Source organism: Bifidobacterium scardovii JCM 12489 = DSM 13734 (assembly GCF_001042635.1).
Lineage (GTDB): Bacteria > Actinomycetota > Actinomycetes > Actinomycetales > Bifidobacteriaceae > Bifidobacterium > Bifidobacterium scardovii.
Genome location: NZ_AP012331.1, coordinates 30,010 through 52,282, shown reverse-complemented (window position 1 = coordinate 52,282; position 22,273 = coordinate 30,010). Strand labels below are relative to the sequence as shown.

At 60.1% G+C, this 22,273-nt stretch carries 19 protein-coding genes and 2 tRNA genes; 7 read left to right on the top strand and 14 right to left on the bottom strand.

Annotation, left to right across the window (positions count from 1 at the left end; genetic code table 11):
- Positions 1-128 precede the first annotated feature (128 nt).
- The 3 genes from BBSC_RS13075 to BBSC_RS12655 all read right to left on the bottom strand — a co-directional run bounded on the left by BBSC_RS13075 (position 129) and on the right by BBSC_RS12655 (position 2,507).
- Positions 129-590 (bottom strand): hypothetical protein, encoded by a 462-nt coding sequence (locus tag BBSC_RS13075; RefSeq protein WP_049185219.1) that lies wholly within the window; start codon positions 588-590, stop codon positions 129-131.
- A gap of 41 nt (positions 591-631) precedes the next feature.
- Positions 632-1,663 (bottom strand): extracellular solute-binding protein, encoded by a 1,032-nt coding sequence (locus tag BBSC_RS12975; RefSeq protein WP_081892988.1) that lies wholly within the window; start codon positions 1,661-1,663, stop codon positions 632-634.
- Between the two features lie 136 nt (positions 1,664-1,799).
- A complete protein-coding gene (locus BBSC_RS12655; RefSeq protein WP_051923219.1) occupies positions 1,800-2,507 on the bottom strand; it encodes a hypothetical protein in 708 nt (235 codons plus the stop codon).
- Between the two features lie 383 nt (positions 2,508-2,890).
- Between BBSC_RS12655 and BBSC_RS00195 the strand changes: the two genes are divergently transcribed.
- The 3 genes from BBSC_RS00195 to BBSC_RS00185 all read left to right on the top strand — a co-directional run bounded on the left by BBSC_RS00195 (position 2,891) and on the right by BBSC_RS00185 (position 5,964).
- Complete coding sequence (locus BBSC_RS00195) at positions 2,891-3,916, top strand: LacI family DNA-binding transcriptional regulator (protein ID WP_033517692.1); 1,026 nt, start codon at positions 2,891-2,893, stop codon at positions 3,914-3,916.
- Positions 3,917-4,036: 120 nt separating this feature from the next.
- Complete coding sequence (locus BBSC_RS00190; RefSeq protein ID WP_033517695.1) at positions 4,037-5,332, top strand: hemolysin family protein; 1,296 nt, start codon at positions 4,037-4,039, stop codon at positions 5,330-5,332.
- 152 nt (positions 5,333-5,484) lie between these two features.
- Positions 5,485-5,964 carry a Dps family protein gene (locus BBSC_RS00185; protein WP_033517696.1) on the top strand — a complete coding sequence of 160 codons (480 nt, stop codon included), beginning with the start codon at positions 5,485-5,487 and terminating at the stop codon, positions 5,962-5,964.
- Between the two features lie 156 nt (positions 5,965-6,120).
- On the opposite strand, the gene BBSC_RS00180 is transcribed toward BBSC_RS00185, so the two are convergent.
- The 5 genes from BBSC_RS00180 to BBSC_RS00160 form a co-directional block, all read right to left on the bottom strand.
- Positions 6,121-7,095, bottom strand: coding sequence for an ABC transporter substrate-binding protein (locus tag BBSC_RS00180; RefSeq protein WP_231649104.1), 975 nt, complete (start codon positions 7,093-7,095; stop codon positions 6,121-6,123).
- 202 nt (positions 7,096-7,297) lie between these two features.
- Positions 7,298-8,308, bottom strand: coding sequence for an ABC transporter permease (locus BBSC_RS00175; RefSeq protein ID WP_033517697.1), 1,011 nt, complete (start codon positions 8,306-8,308; stop codon positions 7,298-7,300).
- A gap of 96 nt (positions 8,309-8,404) precedes the next feature.
- Entirely contained in the window at positions 8,405-9,925 is a 1,521-nt protein-coding gene (locus BBSC_RS00170) for a sugar ABC transporter ATP-binding protein (protein ID WP_033517699.1), read from the bottom strand.
- A 123-nt stretch (positions 9,926-10,048) separates the two neighbouring features.
- A complete protein-coding gene (locus tag BBSC_RS00165; protein WP_033517701.1) occupies positions 10,049-11,263 on the bottom strand; it encodes an anhydro-N-acetylmuramic acid kinase in 1,215 nt (404 codons plus the stop codon).
- A 174-nt stretch (positions 11,264-11,437) separates the two neighbouring features.
- Positions 11,438-12,493, bottom strand: coding sequence for a LacI family DNA-binding transcriptional regulator (locus BBSC_RS00160; protein ID WP_033517703.1), 1,056 nt, complete (start codon positions 12,491-12,493; stop codon positions 11,438-11,440).
- Positions 12,494-12,985: 492 nt separating this feature from the next.
- On the opposite strand from BBSC_RS00160, the gene BBSC_RS00155 reads away from it, so the two are divergent.
- Positions 12,986-14,299, top strand: coding sequence for an ATP-binding protein (locus BBSC_RS00155; protein ID WP_033517705.1), 1,314 nt, complete (start codon positions 12,986-12,988; stop codon positions 14,297-14,299).
- Between the two features lie 143 nt (positions 14,300-14,442).
- On the opposite strand, the gene BBSC_RS00150 is transcribed toward BBSC_RS00155, so the two are convergent.
- Positions 14,443-16,104: a peptide ABC transporter substrate-binding protein gene (locus BBSC_RS00150; RefSeq protein WP_046726134.1), complete on the bottom strand. Its 1,662-nt coding sequence runs from the start codon at positions 16,102-16,104 to the stop codon at positions 14,443-14,445.
- Positions 16,105-16,384: 280 nt separating this feature from the next.
- A complete protein-coding gene (locus tag BBSC_RS00145; RefSeq protein ID WP_046726135.1) occupies positions 16,385-17,104 on the bottom strand; it encodes a YgjP family zinc-dependent metalloprotease in 720 nt (239 codons plus the stop codon).
- A gap of 212 nt (positions 17,105-17,316) precedes the next feature.
- On the opposite strand from BBSC_RS00145, the gene BBSC_RS00140 reads away from it, so the two are divergent.
- Both BBSC_RS00140 and BBSC_RS00135 read left to right on the top strand, forming a co-directional pair.
- Positions 17,317-17,390, top strand: a tRNA-Ile gene (locus BBSC_RS00140).
- A 55-nt stretch (positions 17,391-17,445) separates the two neighbouring features.
- Positions 17,446-17,518: transfer RNA gene (locus BBSC_RS00135), tRNA-Ala, on the top strand.
- A gap of 117 nt (positions 17,519-17,635) precedes the next feature.
- On the opposite strand, the gene mscL is transcribed toward BBSC_RS00135, so the two are convergent.
- From mscL to BBSC_RS00115, 4 genes are all read right to left on the bottom strand, one after another.
- Positions 17,636-18,082: a large conductance mechanosensitive channel protein MscL gene (mscL, locus tag BBSC_RS00130; RefSeq protein ID WP_033517709.1), complete on the bottom strand. Its 447-nt coding sequence runs from the start codon at positions 18,080-18,082 to the stop codon at positions 17,636-17,638.
- A 252-nt stretch (positions 18,083-18,334) separates the two neighbouring features.
- The gene (gene gnd, locus BBSC_RS00125; RefSeq protein WP_269429194.1) at positions 18,335-19,255 is read right to left on the bottom strand and encodes a phosphogluconate dehydrogenase (NAD(+)-dependent, decarboxylating); all 921 of its coding nucleotides are present in this window, start codon (positions 19,253-19,255) and stop codon (positions 18,335-18,337) included.
- Between the two features lie 14 nt (positions 19,256-19,269).
- Positions 19,270-20,598 (bottom strand): GntP family permease, encoded by a 1,329-nt coding sequence (locus BBSC_RS00120; RefSeq protein WP_033517713.1) that lies wholly within the window; start codon positions 20,596-20,598, stop codon positions 19,270-19,272.
- A 102-nt stretch (positions 20,599-20,700) separates the two neighbouring features.
- A complete protein-coding gene (locus BBSC_RS00115; RefSeq protein ID WP_033517715.1) occupies positions 20,701-21,213 on the bottom strand; it encodes a gluconokinase in 513 nt (170 codons plus the stop codon).
- Between the two features lie 170 nt (positions 21,214-21,383).
- Here BBSC_RS00115 and BBSC_RS00110 point away from each other — a divergent pair, with 170 nt between their 5' ends.
- Positions 21,384-22,106 carry a FadR/GntR family transcriptional regulator gene (locus tag BBSC_RS00110; RefSeq protein ID WP_374042860.1) on the top strand — a complete coding sequence of 241 codons (723 nt, stop codon included), beginning with the start codon at positions 21,384-21,386 and terminating at the stop codon, positions 22,104-22,106.
- The last annotated feature ends 167 nt before the right edge of the window (positions 22,107-22,273 follow it).

Here is a 22,273-nt window from a genome sequence, read left to right as displayed (position 1 = left end):
GCGGATTTGTCTGATATTGCTTCACTCATAACATCCAGCCTCTGCCTGGCGTACATTCGATAATTCATGCGGAGGGGACGTGATGCCGCCGCAGGGGTGCAGTGCCCCTTGCGGCGGCATCATGCCCGTCACTTGTAGAAGTCGTCGTACGACTTCTGGTAGATCTTGACGTTGTCGTTGATGCCGGCCTTGTCAAGCGTGTCCACGTAGGACTTCCACTCGGCATCCACGCCGCCCTTGGTGATCCACGACGAGAACTTGGTCATCGCCGTGTTCAGGATGTTGGTGTTGTTCATCGAGAGCGTGTCCTGATCCTCCGGGGTGAATTTCAGCGAACGCGGGATGATGTCCTTCTTCACGTCCATCTGGCTGAGCACCGGCTCCAGCACCTTCTCCTGCTCCTGCACCTCGATGAGGTCGGACGGCAGCTTGATGTCCAGATCAGGGCGAATCCAGTACGGGGAGTCGTCGGCCAGCGTCTCGGTCCACTTCCAGGTGCCCGGGTCCTTGGAGGAGTCGGCCGGAGGCAGCACCTCATAGGACTTGTCGCCGGTCTTCTTGGTGTCGATGCCCAGATCGCCCCACAGCACCTCGATGGAGGTGTCCTGGTCGTAGAACTGGTTGGCGATCTTCAGGCACTGATCCAGATACTTGGTGTTCGCGGAATGGCCAATGCGCTCTGCGAGTAGACGGTACGGTCGTTCGCGTAATCGTAGTACAGCTTCTCCGTCTGGTTGGCGTCGTGCTTGATCTGCCCCATCGACACGTACTGGTCCGCCAGCTTGACGCCGAAGCGGTCCGATGCGGAATATCCCCAGGTGAACCCGACCTTGGCGGTGTCGCCGTCGCCGCGGGTCGTGGCCTGGGACTGCGAGTAGTCGTGGGTGAACGCTTCCTTGTTGATCAGACCGTCGGACCACAGCTTATTCAGGAACTCGACCAGGGTCTTGTACCGGTCGTCGGTCAGGAAGGTGCCGACCTTGCCGTCCTGCACGTAGTATCCGGACCCGCCGTAGCCGTCCGAGGTGGTGTAGGACAGACCCAGGCTGCCGAGCAGGATCACCGGCTGGAAGTCGCCGAAACCGCCGGTCCCGGGGGAAATGAAGTCCATCGGGATCTCATCGGCCTGACCGTTGCCGTTCGGGTCCTGCGTCTTGAAGGCCTTGAGCACGTTGTACAGCTCGTCCCAGTTCGTGGGGACGCTCAGGCCCAGCTTGTCCAGCCACTGTTTGTTGATGTACATGCGGGAGACGGTCTTGGGCCAATATCCCTTCTTGTCGGAGGGCAGCACTTGGATCTTGTCGATATCGTCGGTGAGGTCCTCGAACAGGGAGCCATAGGTGGCCATATCGTTCAGGTACACGCCCTTGAGGATCATGTCGGGGATCTCGCCGGCGGTGAACATGGCCTGCTTCTTCTGATCCCAGTCCGAGCTGACCTCCTGCCACTCGATGGTGCAGTCGCAGGCGGCCTCCAACTCCTTGGGCCACTTCATCTCGGACATCTTCTTGGTCAGGGAGTGCTTGGACACGGCGATTTTGACGATCGGCTTTCCGTTGGCGTCCTTGGCACCGGAATCGCCGTTCTGCCCGCATGCCACCAGCGGCAGCACCATGGAGCACGCGGCGACCGCGACCAGCAACTTCTTAATCGATAACCTCATTGTTATTCCTCACGAAAGGTATAGGCAAATGGTGGTGGAATGCCGGCGCGAACCGATCATCGCGGAACGCGCCGGGTGGGTTGATGAATGATGCCTGACGATTCTCCCTTCTGCATGGATGCCAGATCACGATGCGCTATCGTTCGCAGTCCCCGGGAACCTCCGGGACTCCCGGATCGCTGAGGATCTGCACGGCCGATGCCGGTCCGAGGACGTCCCAGTCGTATACGCTCCAGACCACCTCTTTGTCGGGGGTGACCTCCAACAGCTGCGGGGCGCGGCCTCCATCGCCGCGGGAGCACAGGACCGTGTTCCCGTTGCGCAGGCGCACGCAGCTTTGGCTGTCGGCCAGCCGGTACGGCTCGGGGATCTCGTCGAGCGTGCATTGCCATACGATGTTTCCCTTGCGGTCGACTTCGACGGTGCGTCGTTCCGCTTCGGCGGTGATGAGCGTATTGCCGTTGCGCAGACGGATCGCAGCCCATGGGCCGCCGATCTCATACCGCCATATCAGCCGTTTGGTCGGGGTGACCATGCCGGCCCAGCTCTGGCGGGAGAAGACGATATTGCCGTCGGAGAGCACCCAGATGTCGTCGTATTCCCAGCCTTCGCCGGTGGAGTACGACCAGATGACCTTCCCCTGGTTCAGCAGGAACATGGTGTTGCATCCCTCGCCGATATACAGCATGGGATATCTGGACAGGCCGCCGCCGGGTCTGGTCGCCCGAAGCGCCCGCTCGTCAAGGACCGGCTCGAAGCGCGGTGACGGGATCTCCTCGGGACCGGTGCAGGGAACATCATCCGCGGTAAACAACGGAAGCAACGACTCCAATGTGCCGCTCATTGCACTTCCTCCTCACGATAGAACTTCATCGTCCGATTCCCGGCGTGCGCCGGGAGCCTCGCATTCGACGGAGAGGCATGAGGCGCGAACCGCTGCGCCCTAGTGGGCCTTCTCTCTGTGCGCTGATTGAGATTCAGCACGAGTAGATACATTTTGAAAAACGGCGTGTCGCCCGAGCGTACACTATGCAATATCTTCATGAAATACTACTATTCCAACGTTTTTATACCCACAACACCTTCACCGCAACTAGTGAAACCAGAATGAAGCATCTTGTAATCAACCCCGTTGATTCATTCGAGTAGATCTATGCTACAGTTGGTGTACGATTCATAGACATGGACAAGGAAGTCATCTTCCACACATACCGGGAGAATGCTGACATGGATACTTTCAGGAACAAGCGGGAGCGCGCCACCCGCGCCGACGTCGCCCGGCTGGCGAACGTCTCCACCGCGGTCGTAAGTTACGTGTTCAACAACGGCCCTCGGAACGTGGCGCCCGAGACCGCCGAACGGGTGCGGGACGCGGCGCAGAAACTCAATTACCGCCCGAATTCAATGGCCAAGGCGCTGCGCACCGGATCGTCGAAAACCATCGGCATCATCGTGCCGGACCTGTCCAACCCGTTCTTTTCCGACGTGTACAACGCTTTGGAGAATATCGCGACCAGCCGCGGATACTCCGCCATGTTCGTAGCCTCCCACCAAAATCCGGAAAGGGAGATGGACGGCGTCAGCAAGCTCATCGCGCGTGACGTCGACGCCATCCTCATCGCATCGGCGCAACCGACATCGGCGCTGGCCAGCGTGCCGAGAAAGGAATGCCCGTTCGTCTTTCTCGATCAGACCCAGGCTATCCCCGGGGCAAAATGCGTATCGACGGATTTCCGAGCAGCCGTGCAGACCGCCGTGCAGCACCTTATCGACCATGGACGCACGAACATCGCCATGCTGTCCGGCAAGGCCGACGAGGGGCTCGGCGACAAGCGCATCCAGGGATGGTATCAGGCGTTCGACAACAGCACGCTTCCCATCGGCCCGATCAAGCAGGCCCATTTCACCCGGGCCGGAGGCTACGAGGCCATGATGGCGCTCCTCAACAGCGGCAAGCAGCTGGACGCCATCTTCGTCGATTCCGACCTGGAAGCCATCGGAGCGCTGCGGGCGCTGCACGAACGCCAAGTGCGGGTGCCGGAAGACATAGCGATCGTCTCGTTCGATGGCACTATCGATTCCCAGTACACCTGGCCATCGCTCACCGTCGTGCAGCAAAACGCCCAGACCATCGGCACATGCCTGTTCCACGCGGCGATAGACTCCGAAAACACCCCTGATCTTCAACTCGTCCGGGCCTCGCTGATACCGAGGGAATCGTGCGGGTGCCTCACCAGCACCGTCTACGCCTGATCACGGTAGTCGCAGCCGCTTCATCGGCGTCAATGCGCACTATGACACGAATGCGTACCAATGTGTACCGTTACGTACCCCTAACGCGGATTGACGTGCCACTCCCCTAAAGTGGGGGTTATGTCACTTGGTTTGAACATCCTCCTGATTTTCGTGTTCCTTGTACTCGGATCCATATTCTCCGGCACCGAATTGGCCTTGGTCTCCCTGCGCGGATCGCAGATCGACCAAATGGAGCAGGAGGATGCGCGCGGCGCGCGCGTAGCGAAGATCGCGCGCGATCCGAACACCTTCCTGTCCACCGTACAGATCGGCGTGACCCTGTCCGGCTTCCTGTCCGCGTCGTTCGGCGAATCGTCGATTGCGCCGTATCTCGTGCCGGTGGTGAAGAGCTGGGGTGTCCCGGCGCATATCGCCGCGCCGCTGACCACCATCTCCCTGACGCTGATCATCTCCTACTGCTCGATCGTGATCTCCGAAATGGTGCCCAAGCGCATCGCCATGCAGCGCACCGAACAGATCGCCCGGGCCGTGGTGCCGGCGATCGACATCTTCGCGAAGATCTGCCGTCCGATCATCTGGCTGATCGGCAAGAACACGAACGGCATCGTGCGTCTGCTCGGCTTTGACCCGAATGAGACCGAAAGCGAAGTGTCCGATGATGAGCTGCGCATGCTGGTCACCACGAACCCGTCGTTGAGCAAGGACGAACGCACGATTCTGGACGACGTGTTCGACGCTTCGGAGACGATCGTCGCCGAAGTGATGCGCCCGCGCGCCGACGTGGTGTTCCTAGACGGCTCGCAGACCATCGCCGAGGCCGCCGCCTACGTGCGCGAGATGCCGTACTCCCGTTACCCGGTGACCGGCAAGGATTTCGACGACGTGCTCGGCTTCGTGCACGTGCGCGACCTGCTCGACGTGCGCGACCCCAAGGCGGAGACCGTGGCCGACGTGACCCGCGAAGGCATTTCGCTCCCCGGCACCTCGAAGCTGCTGCCGAGCCTGGAGCTGCTGCGCAAGCGCGGCATCCACCTGGCCGTGGTGATCGACGAGTACGGCGGCACCGACGGCATCGTCACGCTCGAGGACATGACCGAGGAGCTGGTCGGCGACATCCGCGACGAGTACGACCTGCCCGACGAGCCCGGCGGGGCGCGCCAGCAGCGCACCGCGTTCGTCAACGGCGTGGCCACCATCGACGGCGGCATGACCATCGAGGACTTCGACGATCTGACCGGCATCGAGCTGGAGGACGGCCCGTACGAGACGGTCGCCGGGTATTTCCTCGCGAAGACCGGCAAAATGGGCGAGGTCGGCGACGTGCTGCACTCCGACGACGGCTATGACATGGTGGTGACCAAGGTCGACGGCCGGCGCATAGAGACCCTCGAGGTGCGCAAGGCCGAAGCCTGACCGTTGCGGTGCCGGCGTTCGCCGGCCGGCGGCGGCAACGACGGGGAAAGAACGGGGGAACATCGAGCTGAATTCTAAGCCTACGGTGGAATGCGGAAGCCCTGCCGAGCCGTAATATTGGTCATACCAATCCAATGAGGAAGGATGTCACCATGTCACTTGCCTTTATTGTCCCGGGTCTGGATGAAGCCGCCTCCGAGAAGGCCATCGCCATTCTGCAGAACCGCCTGAGCCAGGAGCAGGAAGCCGCTCTGGTGCTCAAGCACGCCCACTGGAACGTGACCGGCACGAATTTCATCGCCGTGCACGAGATGCTCGATCCCGAGGTCGAAGCCGTGCTGGCTCAGGCCGATGAGACCGCCGAACGCATCGCCACGCTGGGCGGCACCCCGGACGGCCGCGCCGACGCGATCACCCGCAACCGCACCTGGAAGCAGTTCGACGTCGAGGGCCGCCAGTCCACCGAGAAGTATCTCGAGGCGCTGATCGAGTACTACGACGCGTTCATCGCCGACGACCGCAAGGCCATCGCCGAGCTGGACGAGCTGGACGTCGTCAGCTCCAACATCATCCAGGACCACGTTCAGGAGCTCGAAAAGTTCCAGTGGTTCATGCGTAGCCACCTTGCGTAGCGTGGCATAAGCCACATATGCGTATGGCTCCCCTCTGTGAGGGGAGCCATACGCGAAGCTGACTGAGGGGAGCCCCCAGCGTTTTCCGCCGGTGGCTCCCCTCAGTCGTCTGCGACGACATCTTCCTTCATAGAAAGGAATCGCAGTTACCGATTATCAGTCATACATGGCTTGCTGCACATCGGCGTCATCAATGTTGCTCGCATCGTACCAGAAGCAGCCAGAGTCGATGGACTTATCGACCTTCTCACCCTTGAGACTCTTCACGGCGACCTCGATGGTCTTATAGCCAATTTGGTATGGATTCTGAGAAACCGAACCGGCGATCACTCCATCACGAATGTACTGCTGCTGCGCCTTACCCGAGTCAACGCCGACAAGCACCACGTCATGACCGGACTTCTTCGCGGATTCCACCGGCGTCGCGGCACCCACAACAGTCGCCTCATTGGTGGTGAAAATACCGTCCAGATCAGGGTTCGCCTGCAGAATGGCGCTGGCAATATCCTGAGCCTTGGCCTGATCGGCGTTGCTGTACTGCACATCGCCAACCATTTCCATGTCGGGCGCATTTTCCTTCATATAGTCGAGGAATCCATCACGACGCTCAGTGGAAGTGGCATCGGTCTGGCTGTGTGCGATAACCGCATACTTGCCCTTGCCTCCGAGCAGTTTGATGAAGTTCTCGGCAGCAACCTTGCCGACCTCCGTGTTGCTGGTCTTCACCGAGGCGGTGATGAGATCCGCGTTCTTATCGAAAGCGGTGTCGAAGGCGAACAACGGAATGTTCGCGCTCTTGGCGCTCTGCAGAGCCGGAGTGAGCGCAGCCTCGTCCAGTGGAGCGACCGCCACCGCATCAGGGGACTTGTTAATCGCGTTCTGCACCATTTCGGCCTGCTTATCGACCTGGCTATCGTTGTCGGGGCCGTTGAACGTGACCGTGGCGCCATACTTCGAGGCGGCGTCATCGGCCCCCTTGTGGACAGACACCCAGAAGCTCTGGCTAAAGCCCTTGGCCACCATGGCGATCTCATATCCGCCGGCACCGGAACCAGATCCGCATGCGGCGAGCGGCATAAGCGACAGTGCGGCAACAGCGATGGCAGCGAATGCCTTATTCTTCTTCATCATTGAAGTTTCCTTTCAAGAAGGGATGTAATGGTTGGTATCAGCAGCGCAATGCCACTGAACCATATGTAGTTATGGATATGCAGTTATGAACTCAAGTCATGAAACAGCCCGTGAAACAGCTGTGCGGAAAGAAGCCGGGTCGGGCCGGCAAGCCGCCAGGAAAGAGAGACGGCTTGCCGAGCCTCCGCCGATCAACGGCCAGTTACTTCACTTTCTTCTGGTTGTGCTGGCGATACAGATCAACCAGCACAGCGGCGATCACCACGATGCCGAGGAAGATCTTCTGCCACGGATCGGGCACGGACAGGATCTGCAGGCCATTGTTGATAGTGGTGATGATCAGTGCGCCAATCACGGTGCCGACAATGGACGCACGGCCACCAGCCAGGGATGCGCCACCGATCACGGCCGCAGCGATGGCATACATCTCATAGCCGGAACCGGTAGCCGGCTGCGCGGCGCTCAGTCGAGAGGTCATCACCACACCGGACAAGCCCGTATACGAACCGGCGAGCACATAGATGGCCCACTTCCAACGGCGGACGTTCACGCCGGACATGCGCGTGGCTTCCTCGTTGGAACCCATGGACAGCGCGTAACGGCCAAGGCGGGTCTTGTTGAGGATGACCCACGAGATGATGGCAAGCACCAGGAAAATCCACACGGCGTTCGGAATGCCGAACAGCTGGGTGCCACGGGCAATCTGGTCGAACCCGACTTCGTCGGTGGTGTACACCGGCTTGGATCCGGACAGCACCAGAGCCGCGCCCTGGGCCACCAGCATCATGGCCAGAGTGGCAATCATCGGCTGCATATTGAAGCCTGCGATGAGCAGACCGTTGATCCAGCCAAGCACCGCACCGGATAGGATGCCGACAGTAACCGCCAGCCAGATCGGCAGGTGGAATGTGACCATGCATAGCGCAGTGATGACACCGGTCATGGCCATACCCAGACCAGGCGTGATATCAATGCCGCCGGTAGCAATGGCGAAGGTGACGCCAAGTGCCTGAATACCGGTGACCGCGGAGGCAAGCAGCAACGCCACGATATTGCCCATACGCATGAAGTGCGGATCAGCGATGGAGAAACCGATCAGCAGCACGATCCATGTACCGAAAATGAGCAGCTGCTGCAGCGAGGAGGATGAGAAGTGGCGGAGCAACGTCGGCTTCTTCACCGGCGAGTTCACGGCCTGTGCGTCGTTGGACATAATGAATCCTTTGGTGTAAGGGGACGGGAGAGGATAATGGAAAAGAAAGGAGGAAGAGGAAGGAAGGCGGGATGGGCGCACCCTGCGCCGCGTAAGCTATTTGCGGAATGTAGTGGCAAGCTCCATAATGCGTTCCTGAGTCGCTTCCTTGTGGCTCAGTTCGCCGGTGATAGTGCCGTTGCACATCACGAGAATTCGGTCGGATACGCGAATCAGCTCTTCCAGCTCAGAAGAGATGACCACCACGCAATGGCCCTCCTGCACGAGCTGATCGAGCAGTGTGTAGATCTCCTGCTTGGCGCCCACATCGATGCCTCGAGTAGGCTCGTCAAAGATCAGCACCTTGCTGTCTCGAGCCAGCCATTTCGCAATGACGACCTTTTGCTGGTTGCCGCCGGAAAGGTTCTTGACCTGCTGCATGGCGCTGGGAGTCTTGATACTTAACGCGTCGATGTAGTTTTTCGCGGTTTTGGCGATGCTGCCATCCTTGATCAGTCCGATTCTGTCGGTGAAGTTTTTCAGCGAGGCAAGAGCGACATTGTCGTTGATGGTTTTGTCAAGGACCAGGCCATACTGCTTACGATCCTCGGACAGGTAGGCGATGCCGGCGTCCACGGCGTCGGACGGACGGCGAATCGTCACCGACTTGCCTTCCACGATGATTTCACCGGAGGACTTCGGATCGGCGCCGATAATGGCGCGGGCCAGCTCGGTCCGTCCGGCACCGGCCAGTCCACCGAATCCGAGGATCTCGCCGGGGTACACGCTGAATGACGCATCCTTGACCATGGCGTTGGTGACGTGCCGCACCTCCAAGGTGGGCGCCGCCTGGGCATCACGCGTTTTTTCGGGCCTGTCATAGGCGGTGATTTTGCGGCCGACCATAAGGCGAACTATTTCGTCACGGCTGGTCTGCTCAGTGGCAAGCTCCTGCACAAAACGACCATCGCGGAACACCGTGATACGGTCGGAAATCTGCATAAGCTCTTCCATACGATGCGAGATGTAGATCACCGCCGTGGTTGGGGAGACGAAGTCGCGAATCAACGCGAACAGGGCATCGACTTCTCGGTCGGTCAGAGCCGCCGTCGGCTCGTCCATCACCAGCAGCTGAGAGTCAAAGGAAATGGCTTTGGCGATTTCCACCATCTGCTGGCTGGCCACAGGCAGATCGCGCACAAGGGTGCGGGCGTCGAATGTGACACCGATACGATGCAACAGTTCCGTGGCCTTCTTCACGGCCTTGTCTTCACTCAGCAGCGCCTTGCCTGCACCCATGGGCTCACGGCCGAGGAAGATGTTCTGTGCCACGGTCAGATCGGGAACAAGGTTAAGCTCCTGATGAATAAGGCTGACGCCTTTGCTTTGTGCATCGGCGGGACCTTTGGGCGTGTAGGGTTCGCCGTTGAGCAGCAGTTCGCCGCCGTCGGGCTGATAAATGCCTCCGATGATCTTCATCAGAGTGGATTTGCCGGCGCCGTTCTCTCCCATCAAGGCGTGAACCTCGCCAGGCCGGATGCCCAGCGAGACGCCACTGAGGGCGAGGACGCCGGGGAAGCGCTTGGTGATGCCCTTCGCTTCCAACAGCAGTCGCTCCTGCGATGCCGATTCTGTCATGGTTACTCCAAAACGTTGTACCTGTAGGGTATGGCGTGGGTATGGGCGCGCAGAGCGATCGAATGCAAGACCAGCTCCACGCGCCTCACTCACACGAGGATTCTCAGTAAGAGGATCAGGAAATCAGTCAGTCAGCTTGGCCTGGCTCGGCGGCAGCACAAGCTTGCCGAGAATACCGAACTTGACGGCGCCGCAGGCGGCCGGAATATTGTCGGCGATGCTGCGCTTGGTGGAGAACGCGATGGTGGCGAACTTGATGGCTTCCTTGTACTGCGGAGGCACACCGATGGCATCCGAGGTCTCCAGAGCGACGCCTTCCGGCAAACGCTCGGCGATCATCTTCATCAGGGTGTCATTGCGCACGCCGCCGCCGCTGGCAATCAGTCGGTTCACGCCCAGCCCCGCCGGCACCACGAACTCGTTGAAGGCGCGGACGATGGCTTCGGCGGTGAACGCGGTGATGGTGGCAAGCTTGTCCTCGTTGCTCAGTTCGGCGTACTTGTCGAGCATCTGCTGCGTGTATTCGGCGCCGAAGTCCAGACGCCAGGCGCAACGCGGGATTTCACGCTTGAAGAACGGATGTTCCAGCATTTCATCGAGCATCGGCTGATAGATGGTACCGCGAGCCGCGGTTTCACCGTTGGCATCGTATTCCTTGCCGTACAGCACGCGCATGGCCTGGTCGATCATCACGTTGCCGGGGCCGCAGTCGAAAGCGCGCATCTTTGAACGGTCAGCGCACGCAAGGTGCAGGTTGGAGATGCCGCCGATGTTCAGCGTGGCGGTGGGGCCGACATTGCGGAACAGCACATAGTCGAAGTACTGCATCAACGGGGCACCCGTACCTTGCAGAGTGTGGTCGACGCTGCGGAACTGGGTGACGACCGGAGCATCGGTAAGTACGGAAACCACGCCGGGTTCACCGATCTGCAGACCGCACGGATAGCCGTACTTGGTCCACATCTCATAGAACGGCTTGTCGGCGGTGTACTTCTGCATCTGCGCGTGCTCCGGCGGCTCCTGATAGATGGTCTGGCCGTCATAACCGATGACGTCGATGTCCGTACCGGTCAGGTTGTGCTTCTTCATGAGTTCGGTGGCCGCTTGCGCGAACACAGCGCCGCACACGTAGTTGAGGCGGGTCAGCTTGAATATGCCAAGGGTGTCGTCAAAGGCGGCAAGCACTTCCTTCTGGATGTCCTCGGGCCAATCGATGGACAGGGCGTCAATGTACTTGGGCGGCAGCACGCTGCCGTCTTCGGCCTGGTTGATTTCGATGAGGACGGCGTCAACGCCATCGAAGGAAGAACCGCTGTTGAGACCGATTGCGTATGGCATGGGAAGCTCCTTTGCTCTGATGTGAATTTTTATTGGGATGAAATTTGGTTGATGTGTACTGACTGGATCATCTCGACGACAATCCATTGACTCGTTTGGCATCCTGTATGCTAAACGTTTATTTTTAAGTTATTAAAAATGGACCCGAAGCAGGGGCCCGAAAACCCATTATTGCTACTGGTTTCTCCCCCTCTCAGCCAAAGGGAGATTGCGGTCGCGGCACGATTCCCGTTCAATCAGCTTCACGGCAATCGTCAGCTGCTGTCCATTCAAAGAATTTCCCTTGATCGCGTCGACCACGAAGCGCCCGGCCTGGCGGCCGATTTCCTCCATATTCTGCGCAATCACGGTCAGCGGTGGATCCAGCATCGGAGCCCAATCAAAGTCGTCAATGGCGATCAGGGAGACATCCTGCCCGATCGCTACATTCCGTTCCTTCATGGCCCGGAAAGCGCCGAGCACCATCATCGTATTGAGCGCAAACACGGCGTCCGGCCATTGCGCTTTGGCATGGTTACCAAGCAGATCGCCAAGCTCGATATATGCCGACTCGGGATCATTACCCTGAGTTTCACGCACCTGAACATCCATGTCCCATTCTTTGGCCGCATCCTTGAATCCGCGTACGCGGGCTTCAAAGGTCTGCCAGGTTTTCGGGAAAGCAAGAATCATGGCATGCTTGTGCCCAAGCCGCCCCAAGTAATCACCGGCCAAGCGGCCCGCCTGATAGTTATCGCTGCCGACGAAAGGATAGACGCCGGCTTTGGCGGGCGGGGAATCCACGAACACCACCGGGATGCGCATGGATTCGATGATCTCCAGCGATTCGGGACGCAGCGCATAGGTGGCGATGATGGCCGCCGGGCGCTGTTCAAGCAGCAGGCGCACGGACTCACCTTCGGATTCCTGCGTATTGGTGCGGTCCTTGATCATGTCCGTGGTGACGGCGAAATAGCCGTACTCGTGCAATGTGTTATCGATTGCCTGAGCAAGCATTGAGTAATACTGGTTGCGGCCGGAGGCAGTGAGAATGCCCACCGTGTGACTGGACTTCATCTTCAGACTGGCAGCCATCTCATTACGCACGTAGCCCAGTTGCGATGCCGCCTCGAGCACGCGGGCCCGGGTGGATTGCGCCACCCCGCTCTCCCCCCGGAGGGCGCGGGACGCGACATACACGGATACGCCGGCGGCTGCACCCACGTCCTTCAATGTCGGTCTCGAAACCACGATATGCTCCTTTGCTAATCGTTTAGTATACGAAAACCATAACACATGCTTATTCTATTTGTCAACTTATTCCCCAAAATACCCTATACGTTTATTATTTAGGAGCAGTAAGACTTATACGGCAGTGGCAGTATTCCTTCCCGCTCAGGAAAAAACGGTTCGGCGAGCCGCTTGCTCAATCGAGAGTCACCTGTCATCCGCAAGCGTCGAATCCCGTGTGACACGCGGCACGCCAAGCCATGCGGGGACCGCCTATTACAAAACACCGCCGTAATCGAGGCACGTCCCCGAGGTCGATGCCGATGCCATAAGACCGAAACACCGCCCTTCCGTCCTACAAGTTGGAAAAGTGTATGAAACAACTTCTATTCAGGTTGGAAAACGTAAGAAAAACATGATTTTATGGTTAGAAAAGTGTAAAATATCAGTCTACCAGTGGTTGGAAAATGTAGTCATATAAGAGATGAGGCCTTCTCGTGATTGGAGTTTGCCATGCTGCGGAGAAAAATCGAAGCAAAGCTCGAATCTTGGGCGTCCGCACCGAAACGCACCGCCGTGCTGGTCACCGGCGCCAGACAGACCGGCAAGACCTATATCATCAGACATTTCGCCCAGCGGCATTACGATCATGTCGCTGAACTGAACTTCATCGAGAATCCAGATCTGGTCACACTGTTCGATCATCCGCGCGACGTGAAGAACTTATTAATGCGCCTGGAGCTGGCGGTAAATACCCCGCTGGTACCAGGCAAGACGCTGATCTTCTTCGATGAAGTCCAGCGGTGCAAGGAGCTGGTCACCGCCATCAAATTTCTTGTGGACGATGGCCGCTTCGATTATGCGCTTTCCGGGTCGCTGCTTGGCGTCGAACTGGAGGACATACGTTCCGTGCCCGTCGGCTATCTGACCGAACTGAACATGCATCCGTTGGATTTTCAAGAGTTTTGCTGGTCGCAGCATATCGGCGACGATGTGTTCGACATGCTTTCCGCGTGTCTCACCGAGCAACAGGCAGTGGACGGCTTCATTCACCAGCAGCTCATGGAGCTGTATGCCAAGTATCTGGTCATCGGCGGCATGCCCGCCGCAGTCGACTCTTTCGCGGCAAACAATAGCGTGGCGGACGTACGCGTCATTCAAGAGAACATCAAGCGCGAATATCGCCGCGATATCAGCCAGTACGCCCGCAGGGAAGACCGACTGCATATCCGCGGTATTTACAATTTGGTGCCCAGTGAGCTCAACAATCCGAACAAGAGATTTACTTTTGCCAAGATCGAGAAGAACATGCGATTCCAATCAGTCGCCGCCGATTTCGACTGGCTGGTCAGCGCGGATGTTGCCATCGCCGCATATAACGTAGACGAGCCGTGCACTCCATTGGAAATGAGCAAGGAGCGCAATCTCTTCAAGCTTTTCTATAACGACGTCGGCTTGTTGACCGGATCGTTCCTCAAAAAAACCGCACTGGACGTGCTCGATGGCAACCCGGATATCAATTACGGATCAATCTATGAGAACGCAGTGGCCCAGGAATTGCACGCCCATGGGTTCAACCTGTATTACTACAACAGCAAAAAACTCGGTGAGCTTGATTTTCTGATTCAGGACCGTAACGATACCGTGCTGCCCATCGAGGTCAAATCCGGGAAATCCTATAAACGTCATCGCGCAATGAACAACGTGCTTGCGCACACCGAATATCACCTCAGCAATGGATTCGTATTTGGCCCGTGCAACGTTTCAGTTGAAGACCGCATAACTTACCTGCCCATATACATGGCCGGCATATTCAGCAATGAATAGGTAATAGATCAGACCGAGATACCGGCATAATTCCGATAACTCGGTGGAACCATTTCGTATGTGTCGGCCCCAAACGGCTCGGGGCCGGCACATGCCGACAGCACGCCCGCGCCGGGCAGCGAGAGCGCCGGCGCGGATCGCCACTATTTCGTCAGGTTCTGGTACTCGGGCAGACCCATGTAGTTGAAGCTCACGTTCTTGACCTGCTTGCCGGCGGCGGCCGTCACGTTGCCGTACCACAGCGGGATCACCGGCAGATCCTTCAGCAGCACCTGTTCGGCCTGATGGTAGTATTCCACGGCACCGTCCAACGTGGTCTGCCTAGCGGCCTGGTCGATCAGGGCGTCGAACTCGCCGCTCTTGTAATCGCCGTTGTTCAGGCCCTTGCCGTCAGCCGCCGACGAGTCGTACGCCTGCACCAGATAACCTTCGGGATGCGGATAATCGGACTGCAGCCCCTGTACGAACGCGGCATCGATCGTGCGGTCATGCACGGCCCCGCTGAAGTCCTTCTGCGTGGGGAACGGATACGACTGCGCATCGATCCCGAGCACGTTCTTGATCGAGTTGACGATCGCGTCCACCCACTGCTTGCTGCCGCTGTCCGTGCTGTACGCCAGACGGAACGTGCCGTCCCACGGATTGATCGCATCGGCCTGCGCCCACAGCTGCTTGGCCTGATCGGCGCTGTACCCGAGCACGCCGTCCTTGTCCAGATCCTTCGCGTACCCGGCGATGACCGGCGCGGTGAAATCGGTGGCGGCGGTGGCCGTGCCGCGCAGCACCTTCTCCACGATGTTGTTTCTGTTGATGGCCATGGAGATGGCCGCGCGGCGCAGACGCCCCTCCTCGCCCGTAAAGTGCTTGAGATTCTGCGGTATGGTGAACGACTTGAATCCCGGACCGGCCTTGCTGAACGGCTGGATGGCCTTCTCGCCGCGATAGGTGACCAACGCCGAACTCGGGATCGAATCCAGCACGTCGAGGTTGCCGGCCACCAGATCCGCGTACGCCGAATCGAGGTTCGTGTACAGCGTGTACGTCACGCCGGCGTTCTTGGCTTTCCTCGGCCCGTCGTATTCGGGATTCGGCACCAGCTTGATCGAATGATCGTGCTGCCAGCTATCGAGCTTGTACGGGCCGTTGCCGATCGGCTGCTCGCCGAACTGGTCGATGTCCTTGTAGGCCTCGTCCGGCAGCGGCAGGAACGCCACGTCGCCGACCTTGTAGGCGAAGGACGAGTCCGGAGCGGCAAGCGTGACCTTGAGCGTCGTGTCGTTCACCGCTTCCAGACCGGAGAGCTGGGCGTCCTTGTCGCCGTGCTCGTCCTGCAGGCCGTCGTATCCCTTGATCGTCGCGAAGATCGCGGCGCCCATCTGGCCGTTAGCCGCGTTGGCCGCGAAGGACCAGGACTTCGCATAGGTCTGCGCGGTGATCTTCTCGCCGTTGGAGAACTTCAACCCGCTGCGCAGCGTGATCGTGTACTGCGATGCATCGTCGTTCGGCGTGATCGACTTCGCATCCGCGTAGACCAGTTCGCCGGTGTCGCTGAACGTCACCAGGCCTTCGAACAGCTGCGTGACGACCTTCCATCCGGCCATATCGTTCGTGTTGGAGGGAATCAGCCCTGCCGCCGGCTCGACGTTGTTGACCGTGACCACCGACTTCGAGGATGAGCCCGATTCACCCGCCGTATCGGCCGTGCCATTGGCGCCGCCGGCGCCACAGCCCGCCAACACCAATCCTGCGGCGAGGATCGCGGCCACGCCGGCGATCGTCTTCTTCATGAGTCCACGAGTGAACATGTCACCCCTTCCGTATTCGTCGTAATTCGTCGTATGCGACAGCTGACCGCCGCGCCGATCCGCTGATCGGATGCGACCATCATACGGGTTGCGCACGGTTACCATGCAGCCTACGCGTAGGGCGTATCCGGCGCGCGGGGCCCGTCATCGACGCTGGTTATACCTGCCGCCAGTGCCCTGATTACCGTGTCTGGCTCCCCTCCCTGAGGGGAGCTGGCCGCGAAGCGGTCTGAGGGGAGTCAAGCAGAAGCGCGAGATACTGTCATCCCGCGGCAAAGCCTCACAGCACCACGCGCCGGTTGAGCTCCCGCCGCAGTTGCCGCCAGTTCGGCAGGTACGCGCTCATACGGCGCTGAAACTCGGCACCGTGGCCGCCGACCCACAGATGGGTCATCTCGTGGACCAGCACATATTCCAGAAACCTCGGTTCCATCAATCCCAATTGCAGATTGAGCCGGATACGGCCGGTTCTGGGCGTGCATGACCCCCAACGCGACGTCATCAGCCGAAGCGTGACATGCGTTGGCGTGCGTCCGATAACCGGCCCCCAGGCGGCCAGCAGCGACGGCAGCGCCGCATCGATCGCCTCTCCGGCCTGCCGCTTGCGCTCCTCGGTCCAGACCGCCGAACGGTCGAAGACCGGAGCCGGGTTCGCCGGACCCTCCAGCGGGCGCCGATCGCCGGATCCGGACTGCCCGTGCCCCCGCGAGTTTTCCTCCGTAGCAGGGGCGCCACCGGCCTGCTGAAGGGAATCGACGCTGCGGTGGAGGGCATCTTCCATGCGCTGGCGTTGCCGCAGTATCCATGACCGGCGTTCCCTGACAAACCCGAGGATGCGTTCTTCGCTCATGCGCAGGGGCGCGGAAATCTCAACATTGCCATACGGGGGCTTGACGCGCAGGTACAGGTTTTTGATGGGCTTGTGCGCGATCGTGACCGTCAGGCCGTCGATGGACAGATCATAGGGACGGGGCAGGGGACGATGGGTCATAGGGGCCATTGTCTCATCACGGCAGCCCGTGGCCCCTGACGGGCGCATTTCCAGCCGAGCAAGCCCGTCTTATCGCAAGGCCCGTCGCGCCATATTCGCATGCACGCCCCCCTATGTGGCACTTCTCGCGACACGCCGAAGCACGAATATGCACATTCAAGTTGACATATGCGAGGATACGGGTACTATAGCTACTTGTGCGCTTTTGAAGCGTATGGATCGGGCCCGTAGCTCAGGTGGTTAGAGCGCATCCCTGATAAGGATGAGGTCGGAGGTTCAAGTCCTCCCGGGCCCACAGGAAAATTCAGCGGCTACTTGGGCCGCTCTTTTTTTCTCAGATAAATGAATTCGGGGCATTGGCGCAGCTGGTAGCGCATCTGCTTTGCAAGCAGAGGGTCGCCGGTTCGAACCCGGCATGCTCCACGGATCACCCTTGAAAACAGCGTTTTCAAGGGTTTTTGCTTATTCGGATGCCTGTGGCGCTCTGTTGCACGTTACACCGGATGTGCCTGAACCGCGGACCCTCACTGCGTACGCCGGTCACTGGTGCGGATTCGCCTCAGCCAGCTGATCGCGGATCTCCTGGAGCAGCAGCACCGTCTGCTGTTCGGGGGACAACTCGGGTTTTTGCGCCTCTTCCGCCCCGGCGTCGTCTGATTCCTTGAGCTTGGTCTTGACGAGCAGCGCCTCGGACATGTCCCGGAACTTGTTGATCGGCACGAGGATCACGAAGTACACGGCCACCGCAATGATCAGGAAGTTGAGCAGAGCCCCGAGAATCGCGCCGAACGACACCGTGGCCCCGTTGAAGGTGAATGCGAGCAGCCCGTCCATATTGGGCTTGCCGAAGATCATCGCGATCAGCGGGTTGATGAGGTTGTCCACGATCGAATTGACCACGGCGGTGACCGCCGCGCCCATGACGACGCCTACCGCCATATCGATCACATTGCCGCGGGAAATGAACTTCTTGAAACCGTCGATCATGCCGTCTCCTTTATCGGGTTTGCGATTATGGCCGACGTATCAAGCGTATCAGCGCACCGCACGATACTTCGACCCCCTACGATGGGGTGCCGTGCTGCATAACTGCGAGTTGTCGGTGCGACGCCAAGTAGTGAAACCGGTTGTCCATAGCCTTAATGGCCATATTGAACGTTCTAAAACAGCGTTGCTTCACACTCGCGCACCGACAACTCGCATGTACCGTACCGATCAGGCCGATAACCGGGCCGACAATCACGCCTTGGTCACATGCCCGCCGAACTGCGCGCGCATCGTGGACACGACACGCAGGGTGTCGTCTCCGCCGCCGCGCGAGGTCTGGCGCGCGTAGAGGGCAGCGGCGGTGGCCGGCGTCGGCACGCCGAGCTCGAGCGCGGCCTCCACCATCCACTTGGCCTCACCGGATTCGTTGGCGACCGGCGGCATGTTGTGCAGCGTCGGATCGGTTGTGAAGGCGTCGGCCAGCAGATCGAGGAGCCAGGACCCCACGACCGAGCCGGACTTCCACGAGGTCATCACCGCAGCCGGATCGGCCACCAGATCGGAGCGCACCATGGTGGCGAATCCCTCGCCGAAGGCCTGCATCATGCCGTATTCGATGCCATTGTGCACCATCTTGGCGAAGTGCCCTCCACCAATCGGGCCGGCCAGCACCAGGCCGTTCTCGCCTTCAGGCTTGAGCGTCTCGTAGATCGGACGCATGCGTTCGAAATCCTCGGCCGAGCCGCCGACCATCAGCGCGTAGCCGCGCTCGATGCCCCATACGCCTCCGGAGACGCCGCAATCCATGAAATGGATGCCGAGCTCGGCGAGCTGCGCCGCATGGCGGGCATCATCCGCGTACTTGGTATTGCCGCCGTCCACGACCATGTCGCCGGGCCCGAGCAGTTCGCCGAGGCGGTCAATCGTATCGTCGGTCGGTTTCCCGGCGGGAACCATGACCCACACGATGCGAGGCGCGTCGAGCGCGGCGACCAGGGCCTCCAGCGAGTCGACGTCGCGCCCGGATTCCGGGGACATGTCGTAGCCGACCACCTGATGGCCTCCGGCAATGAGCCGCTTGGCCATGTTGCCGCCCATGCGGCCCAATCCGATCATTCCGATATGCATTGTCGTTCCTTTCCTATGGCATCTATGGCATTTGGCTAGACGAATGGCACCGTGCTGGGTCACAACACCAAGGAGAGCAGCATCACGCAGCCGAGTCCGACCACGGAGACCATGGTTTCCATCAGCGACCACGTCTTGATGGTCTGGGAGACGCTCATGCCGAAGTATTCCTTGACCAGCCAGAAGCCGGCGTCGTTGAGGTGGGAGAAGAACACCGATCCCGCGCCGATGGCGAGCACGAGCAGCGCCAGATGGGTGGGGCTCATGCCGGCGGCCAGCGGCACCATGATGCCGGACGCGGTCACGGTGGCGACGGTGGCGGAACCGGTGGCCAGTCGGATGAGCACGGCCACGAGCCAGCCGGCGAACAGCGGGTTCATCGCGGATTCGGTGATGCCGTTGGCGATCACATCGCCGATGCCGGAGTCGACCAGCGTCTGCTTGAAGCCGCCGCCGGCGCCCACGATCAGCAGGATGCCGGCCACCGAGCCGAAGGACTTGCCGACCTCGCCGTTGATGAATTCACGGGTGCGGTGCTGCATGAAGCCGAGCAGGATCATCGCGACGACGGCGGTGATGAACAACGCGGTCAGCGGGGTGCCGATGAACACGATCACGCGGCCCCACAGGGTTTTCGCCTGACCGGTCAGATCGACCACGGAGGCGGCGAGCATGAGCACGACCGGCAGCAGGATCACGGTCAGGGCCTGCGCGAAGGAGGGGCGCTGCGAGGCGTCCTTCTTGGCGTCCTTTTCGGCTTCCTGCTCGGGAGCCTGGATCGGGACCCACTTGGCCATGAGGCGCCCCATCAGCGGGCCGGAGATGATGACGGTCGGGATGGCGACCAGCAGGCCAAGGCCAAGCGTGACGCCGAGGTTCGCGTTGAGCGCCGAAATCGCGACGAGCGGCCCGGGGTGCGGCGGCACGAAGGCGTGCAGCGTGGACAGGCCGGCAAGGGCGGGGATGCCGAGCAGCACGACCGGCATCTTGGCGCGGCGGGCGGCGAAGAGCACCACGGGGATCAGGATGACGACGCCGACCTCGAAGAACATGGGGATGCCGACGACAAAGGCGATGAGCGCCATCGCCCACGGCAGCATCTGCAGCGGCGTCTTCGACATGATCGTATCGACGATCACGTCGGCGCCGCCCGAGGCGAACAGCAGCGTGCCGACGATCGAACCGAGCGCGATGAGCAGACCGACATTGGACACGGTCGATCCGACGCCGGAGGTGAAGCTATCCCACGATTCGTCGAACGGGACGCCCGCGCAGACGGCCATGACGAACGAGCCGATCATCAGGGAGAGGAAGGGATGGATCTTGACGACGGCGATCAGCAGCACAATGGCCGCGATGCCGATGATTGCCGCGATGATGAGGTTCATGGTATTCGAAATTCCTTAATGGACGCGATGGGACCCGTATGATCCGCACAGAACGAAAATGAAAGAGCAGGGGGAAAGGAAAAAAGAACAACGGAAAGGGGCTCAGGCCCGGGATTCCTGATACTGCCGGACCGCAGCGATGGCCTTGTCGACGACGACGTCGACCGGATCGTCCACGGAAATCTCCACGCCGTTCTCATCGGGACCGAGCGGCTCCAGCGTGGCGAACTGGCTGGCCAGCAGCGACGGCGGCATGAAGTGGGTGCGCGCCTTCATCCGCTCCAGGATCTCCTCCTGGGAGCCGACCAGATGCACGAAGAACACGTCCACGTTCTCGCGCAGCAGGTCACGGTAGGAATGCTTGAGCGCCGAGCTGGACACGACGGTGTCCTGGCCGAGCGCCTCACGGGCCACCATCCAGGTGTTGATCACGCGCAGCCACGGCCAACGGTCCTCGTCGGTCAGCGGAATGCCGGCGCTCATCTTGTCGATATTGGCCTGAGGGTGAAAATCGTCGCCTTCCGCCATCACGAAGCCCATCTTGTCCCGAATCGCTTCGGATACCGTGGACTTGCCGCATCCGGCAACACCCATCACCACAATGTGCGTGCTCATCCGCAATTCTCCTTTCAACCACGATGTTGATCTTTAATATGATGATAAATCATAATAATAATATCTGTCAAGTTAAAAATACTACTTTTAGAAAAAATAGTTGACCATTTCCTGAATTAAGATGATTCAAGACGCGTCAAGCGGCGCAGCGACCATGAAGCGAGGGCACCATGAGCGATCCAATGACCGACGGCACGGCCACCACGGCCTCCGATCCCATGCACGCGGCCGCCTCGGACGAACTCGCCATCGACATCATCGAAGGCCGCTGGCCCGCCGGCCAGGCGATCACGCTGGAGACCATCCAGGACCGCTTCTCCGTGTCCCGCACGGTGGCGCGAGAGGTCGCCAAGTACCTGGAATCGATGCAGGCCGTCACCATCCGCCGCCGGGTCGGCCTGGTGGCCCGGCCGATCGGCGAATGGGCCGCGCTCAATACGCAGGTGATTCGCTGGAAGCTCATGTCCTCGCACCGCAAGGAGCAGCTGCGCTCCCTGACCGAGCTGCGCCTGGCGATCGAGCCGGCGGCCGCGGCCGCCGCGGCACGGTACGCCTCGATGGAGACCAAGGCCATGTTCCCCGTGCTGGCCGCGGAGCTGCGCAAAACCGGCGAGAGCGGCGATCTTGACTCCTTCCACGACCTCGACATCCGCTTCCATTCCATGCTGCTGCGCAGCAGCGGCAACGAGCTGTTCTCGTCGCTGTCCGACATCATCGCCACCGTGCTCAAGGGCCGCGTGGAACTGGGCATGTACCCGCAGAAGCCCAAGCCGGCCGCGCTCGACGCGCATGACGCCGTCGCCGAAGGAATCTGGCAAGGCAATCCGGACAAGGCGCGCGAGGCCATGCGCATCATCGTCGGAGAGGTCGCCGACTCCCTCGATCTGACCTGATTTTCCCCGTTCTCGGCAAGCCGCGACGCCGTAACGGCGCACGCAAGGCCGCCGTTACGCCCACCGCGAGACCCCCGCCCGAATCTTGGTCAACCTCTTGTAGCGGCATACCCGTCACGCATAAAATGAAGCCGTCTTATTGATAACCCGAAACCCAAAGGGGAGTC